This window comes from Pseudogemmobacter sp. W21_MBD1_M6 (genome assembly GCF_052119585.1).
Taxonomy (GTDB): Bacteria; Pseudomonadota; Alphaproteobacteria; order Rhodobacterales; family Rhodobacteraceae; genus JBGQOJ01.
This window is the reverse complement of sequence record NZ_JBGQOJ010000051.1, coordinates 1-6,247: the sequence shown is the minus strand read 5'-3', so window position 1 is coordinate 6,247 and position 6,247 is coordinate 1. Positions and strand designations below refer to the sequence as shown.

At 53.4% G+C, this 6,247-nt stretch carries 5 protein-coding genes; all 5 read right to left on the bottom strand.

Features of this window, described 5'->3' with window-relative positions:
* Positions 1-357: 357 nt before the first annotated feature.
* The gene (locus ACEN2R_RS20440; protein WP_442044722.1) at positions 358-1,326 is read right to left on the bottom strand and encodes a hypothetical protein; all 969 of its coding nucleotides are present in this window, start codon (positions 1,324-1,326) and stop codon (positions 358-360) included.
* Between the two features lie 79 nt (positions 1,327-1,405).
* Positions 1,406-2,206, bottom strand: coding sequence for a CsgG/HfaB family protein (locus tag ACEN2R_RS20435; protein ID WP_442044720.1), 801 nt, complete (start codon positions 2,204-2,206; stop codon positions 1,406-1,408).
* A complete protein-coding gene (locus ACEN2R_RS20430) occupies positions 2,206-2,664 on the bottom strand; it encodes a curli assembly protein CsgF (RefSeq protein ID WP_442044719.1) in 459 nt (152 codons plus the stop codon). The genes ACEN2R_RS20435 and ACEN2R_RS20430 overlap by 1 nt, the downstream gene beginning before the upstream one ends.
* 632 nt (positions 2,665-3,296) lie before the next feature.
* Complete coding sequence (locus ACEN2R_RS20425; RefSeq protein ID WP_442044718.1) at positions 3,297-5,480, bottom strand: PAS domain-containing sensor histidine kinase; 2,184 nt, start codon at positions 5,478-5,480, stop codon at positions 3,297-3,299.
* A 70-nt stretch (positions 5,481-5,550) separates the two neighbouring features.
* Positions 5,551-6,247, bottom strand: a 697-nt coding sequence (locus ACEN2R_RS20420) for a recombinase family protein (protein ID WP_442044716.1), incomplete at its 5' end; no start/stop codon positions are given.

Sequence of the window (6,247 nt, the reverse complement as noted above, 5' to 3'; positions counted from 1 at the left end):
CCCAGAAACCGAAATCAGCGTCCCTGAAATCAGAGACGCCGCATGAAATCGGCGGACAACACCTTTGACAAACACCGGGCTCGGGAAGACCCACTACCTTGGCACATTAAATGCCGCCGGGGGGCGTCCACCCCATCGGATCCGAAGATAGCGAATTTACCCAATTTGCTGACGAACTTCGGTACCCCACTCTCGGCTGACAACTTTTTACCGCCCTGTCAACTTTCGGTCATAACTCTCACGCGACGAACCGATAGCCGTCAGGCACTGCAATTCGCCGCATGAGATCGTTGATCAGGATGAACTTCTTAAGCACTTGACTTTTTTCACCACAATTGTGGCGTCAACAGTTGGCCCTCATTGTGTGATTGTGACTGCGCCACCCGAAGCTATATTCAAGGTACCCAAATATCTCGCGTTTGCGCTCGATTGTGTCAATGTGAACGCCCCGCCGTCATCAGCATTAATGGTCACATCTGCAAAACTGTTAGCTCCAGTTTGTGTCGTAGTAACAGCAAACGCAGCAGCACCGGCTTTAATAATGTCAAATTGTAGTTCTGAATCGGAGCCACCTTGAGTGTTTGTACCCGTAATTAAGCTACCACTAGCTGCCACATCCATAATGCCCACGGTGGCATTCGAAGTAACAGTCCATGTGTTAGAATCCCCAGTAAGAGCAACGCCAACAGTTTGATCACCTTTTGCGCCTGCAAGGGTAGCGGTCAAACCGTTCGTAGAGCCTTGAATATTGTAATTAAATGCAACATTGCCAACGGCACCAATTGTTGTAACGACGGTGTTGTCATCACCAGTTACAATCCCGCCAAACTGTAATGTTTCACCATCGAGACCATTTGTGAAACTGTGCGTTAAACTGTTTCCGTCGCCGGTTACTGCAATATCAACATTTATATCATTGTATCCAGCAGCTGTAATTGCAGCACCAATATCGAAGTCGATTGTGTTGTTATCTCCATCAAAGGTAGCGCTAAAAGTTTTCCATTTATCTCTTATCGGCAGAATTGAATTTCCTGCCCCATCGGACGCCGCATCTGTAAATGCTGTCAGCGACGTAGCTGTGGTATTCGCAAAAATATCGACGTTGGCTATGTTGCCTGATGATGTGGTAGTTCCACTTTGCTTGATAACAACAGATGTCATGTCACCTTTTATATTTAGGTTAATCAAGTCGCCACCATCTAGTGTTTGTTCAAGGATAAGCTCGTTTATAGCCATGGTGCCTTGGTCGAAGTTGATTGAGTCTGCAAACGCAACTGTACCTGACAACGAGATGATTGCCGTTGTCGCCATGATAATATTTTTCATATTTACTCTATTCCATTATATGCTCAAACGATTGAAGGGAAAAAACGAGCTCTCTTTATCCCAATTGCATTATGCAAAACTAAGTTACTGGTCGTTTTTTCGGACTTTCATCCACGCGCCACCATCCACGCGCCAAACCACGAACATACAGTTCGCGTACAGCGGCAGAGATTGCAGTTCTTACGGCAACTGACACCGGCTCGTTTGAAACTAATCCGGCCTCAACTGCCAGCGTTGAACTATTGACGATTTTCAGAACATTTACACCGTTCATCTGGCTAAGGACTTCTTTGGACACATAGACGCTTTCCAAAACTTCACCAGTCTGGACCGAAACGGCGCGCAGCGCGATACTTACCCTGTCTGAATAGATTTCATTCCGGCCATTTATCGATGCAAAACCTAATCCCAGAAATCTCTGGCTCACTTTTCTGTCGTACGAAATTGCTCCGCCAGTGATCAAAATGCCTGGTAATAGTAACGGTTGAAGTGGTTTTTCCACATCGGGCCCCAAGGCGGCCACAACAACCTTACGCTCGTTCAGAATGGTCGAAATTGTTTCCCGCTCGACAACCCTAAACCACTTCCCATCACCAGAAGTTAGCAACTCTTGCACCAACATCGACGACAATCCTTGCGGGATAGCAGACGACATCTCTGAAGTTGGGCGATCAAGCACAGCCCTCTGGCCAGTTTGGTCAGTAAAGTTATACACTCCAACGATAATAGGTGGCGACACGGGTATTTTTAGATCTGTGTCTTGTGCTAAAAGGGACTCGTTTTCCAACTGGGCGCTGACTATGGGCACTGAATTCAGATCACCACACCCAAAAAGTGCGGCGTTGATTATTATCACATAAAGGAAGGCCTTACCAATCATCAGCGCTCTGCCAGATCAATGCCAAATTGCGTTGCGGCTCCAGAATCGTCGATAATGTCAATCGTTAAATAGCCGTCAATACGGCTATAGGTAATCGTTGTATCCCCTATCTGAATTGAAACAGGCACATCCGTGTCAACAGTATTAAATATCTGATCTGCGTAAGAATGAGCCAACCTGACTTGCAGGGCAGCCTCAAGCGACGAAATCAACCTGTCTGTCGATGTTGTAACTGCCTTGGGTGGAGCCATGGCATTTTCGAGCGCCAAAGCGTCTGCTTCCTTTTTTGCATCAGCGGCACTTTGCAATTGAAGATCAAACTGAAGGACCGTCAGAGCCTGACCATTAGTGCCACCAAACTGGGGCAATACTGGGCTATAGGACATTTCTGCAGCCGCCGGATGCCCAAATAACTCAGCGAACGTGGCCATTACCAAAAATATTATTACTTTATTCACAGTAAGTACCAACAACTATCAAACACGCATTTGAACACCGCGAAGGCGGTGACGAGACGTCCAGCAGATATTTCATCGGATACAACTCTGACTTGATCACCGTAAGTGTCACACTCAGGCGTGTCGCATGGCTGTTAGTTGAACAGTTGCGAGCTTCTCTTGCACGATTTTTTCATGGTTTGCAAGGGGGGTGCTGCCCAAGGCTGACTGGGGAATCTGCTGGTTGTAGAGCCAGAGGTATCGATGCAGCGTGGCCTCCAGTTTTTCGCCTTACCGGAAGTGCTGGCTTTGCAGGACTTCCCCGATGCGCCCGTTGAATCGCTCAACCATGCCATTGGTTTGGGTTGTTTTCGACAGGATGAGGGTGAGCACTGCTCTTGGATTCCTTTTTTGTTCCAAGAATGAGTGACAGTAACCGTTTGCGTTAACCTTGATCCAGCGCAAGCTATGGACAGATTGTCTCCTTTAACGCTGGTTTCTGACCCTGACCCTGACCCTACACTACCGGGTTGGTGAGCTTGATCGATACTTGGCGGTATTTCTTGATACCTATGTGGGATCGGGCGTGCAGGACGGCCTTATTCCGGTCCTGATACGGTGATGGGACCGAAGGCATCGACCCCACCACCACATTATCCAGCTTTCTTTTCTTGGCCGGCCGGATAAGTAAGTGGCCACGCGACATAGAAGGCGCTCCCTACACCTGGGGCGGTTTCAAGCGCGATGGCCCCTCCAGTCTCGCGCACGATCTCCGCGATGACCGGAAGTCCCAGCCCCGTCCCCATGTTCCCCTTCGTGGTGAAATGTGGTTCCCACAGCCGAGCCCTGACCTCCGGCGTGATGCCGGTTCCAGTGTCACTGATCCTGAAGAGCGCATAGGGTTTATCTGGAAACTCACCCATCTCAAGGGCGGCAGTCTGCGGGACGGTATCACTGAGTGACAATGATAGGGCAATCTCTTGCTCTCCGTCGCCCAAGGCGTCCCGGCCGTTCAGTGCAAGATTCAGAAAAACCTGCATCAGCTTGAGCGGATCAACCGTTGCGATGATCGGCTCGTCAGGGAGATCGACCGTGATCTTGAGGTTATGGGCTGCGCCGAGTTTCAGAATGCCCGCAGCCTCACTGAGGAGTTCCGCAAGGTCGGTCTCTTCGGTCTCCCGCTTTCCAGTACCAAGAGAACGGAGCGGTTCCAGTAGGGAAACCGCTTGTCGCGCGGTCGCATGAATATTTTTCAAGGCTTGGGGAAGTTGGACCCCCGCTTCTTCAAGGGCGGGATCGGAGAAGTGCAAAATGATCGCAATCAAGTTGCTCAGATCATGCGTCAGCCCTGCGGCCAGAAGGTTAAGGATTTCCTGGCGCTGCGCCAATTCGATCCGGTCGCGGATCTGAAGTTGCTCGCGCGCGAACGCGTTGCGCGCGCTCACGTCCCTGTTGAGGCAGACGATCTTTCCATCGGGCATCTCGGTCAGGCTGAGCTCTTGCTCAAACGTCCCCCCGTCCGCACGGAGAGCCTCGACCTGCCCGGTCCAGTACCCTTTCGCTCTGAGCGCGGGGAAGGCTTTCGCCGCCAACCCTGCCGCCGCCTGAGATGAATAGAGACTATGCCAGGACTGGCCAGCCAGGGAGAGATGATCGTCATGGCCGAACATCGCCGCATGCGCCGGGTTCGTGTAGAGGATGGTCCCGGCCTCATCGGTAATCGTGATCCCGTCCTCGGTCGCGGCAATCGCGGCGGACTGCATCGCGAGCTTTGCCTCCAGCCGCTTCTGACGAGAAATGTCCAGAAGGACGCCCGAGATCCCGGAAGGGCGTCCGTCCGCATGATGATCCGACACCCCGCCCCGACCCATCACCCAAACCCAGTGACCAAGTCGATGACGCAAACGGTACTCGACCTCAAACGCGTCGGCCGAACCGTCTGCACATTGCAGAAACCCCGCCTCGGCCGCAGCAGCATCGTCCGGATGCACAAGCGAAAGCCACCCCTCGAACCCGAGGGATGCAACGGCCTGCCGATCCAGGCCCAGCATCTCGATCCAGCGATCATTCACATCGCTTTCACCGGTCTCGAGATTGACGGACCAAGCGGCAGCCTGCGCACCGGATATCACCTGTTGCAGGGCAACCTGTGCGGTTTTGATGTCGGTGATATCGACGAGCATATGCACGAGCGACCCGACCGCGGTGGAGCGCTCCGTGACACGAAACCAACGCCCGTCGCGAAACCGCATCTCCCGTTCGAACGTCTGGCGTTCTCTCTGAGCAAGGCGGTCGCGAAGCCACTGCTCGTGCTGGTCTGCCGGTATCCCAAGAAGACCGCTTCGAAGATTGCGGCGCACGATCTCTTCGAACCGTATACCTGCGATAACTTCACCTTCGCTGCTGTCCTGCAGCCGGGCATAGGCCTGATTAAAGTGAACGAGACAGTCATGTTTGTCATAATAGGCAAAAGGGTCCTGAACCGCGTCCAAGGCATCGGCCAAATGCTTGCGAACCTGTGTCAGTTCCAATCGTTGAGCGGACACGCCCGGCTCGTAACTGATGACCAGTTCCTCGGTCTTCCCGCCTCCCGTCGTTCGAAGCATGATCCGGCGCAGGTAACCGTCACCCCCTGAAGGGTTGATTTCTCGCCGTACAGCCGGCCCGCCTCGCAGCGCTGCACGACAATCAAGAGAGAGTCCCGGGTCAACCTCCATCAGACCCTCGGCGACCTCGATTGGCTGGTCTAGATGGGCAGGATGCGGTCGGAACGATGCAGTCGCATCCGGAGAGATGAAGCGTAGGTCGAGGTCTTTCGACAGGATAAGGGTCAGCACTGCTCTTGGGTTTCCTTTTTTGGTTCTAAGGATGAGTGACAGTAACTGTTTGCGTTAACCTTGTTCTAGCTCAAGTTGCTTCACCGGTAAGTGGCGGGGTTTCGTGATCGCAATGTGGCGGCCGACTGGCGCTGGAGGGTTCTGTGACGGTCGGCCGTGAGACTGAGAAGACCTCGGCAAGGTCGCTGACGGAATAGTCGCCGGTGTCGTACATGCGGCGGAGCTCTCGGGACTGGCGGTCGGAGAGCTTGGGCTGCTTGCCGCGCAGCTTGCCCTTGGCGCGGGCTATAGCCATGCCTTCGCGGGTGCGCATTCGGATTAGGTCAGACTCGAACTCCGCGAAGGTGGCGAGGATGTTGAAGAACATTTTGCCCATGGGGCCGCCAGGATCATAGACCGACGCGCCGAGCGCCAGATTGACGCCTCTTGCCTTCAACTGGTCGGCAATGTCGCGGGCATCGGGGACGGAGCGCGCCAGCCGGTCGAGCTTCGGCATGACAAGAGTGTCTCCTTCGCGCACGGCGGCTAGAGCCTGATCCAGACCTGGGCGTGCCCGGTTCGTGCCAGTCAGCCCGTGCTCAGTATAGATCCGATCCGGGGAGACACCGAGATTTTCGAGCGCCTGTATCTGCGCCGACAGGTCCTGCCGGTCGGTCGAGCAACGCGCGTATCCGATTTTTGTTGAAACCATAGGGCACCTCGATTTTTGACTTATTTCGCGATTATGAAGTAAGTGCGTCAGCCTGTGGTGGGTATCGGAATGGGTT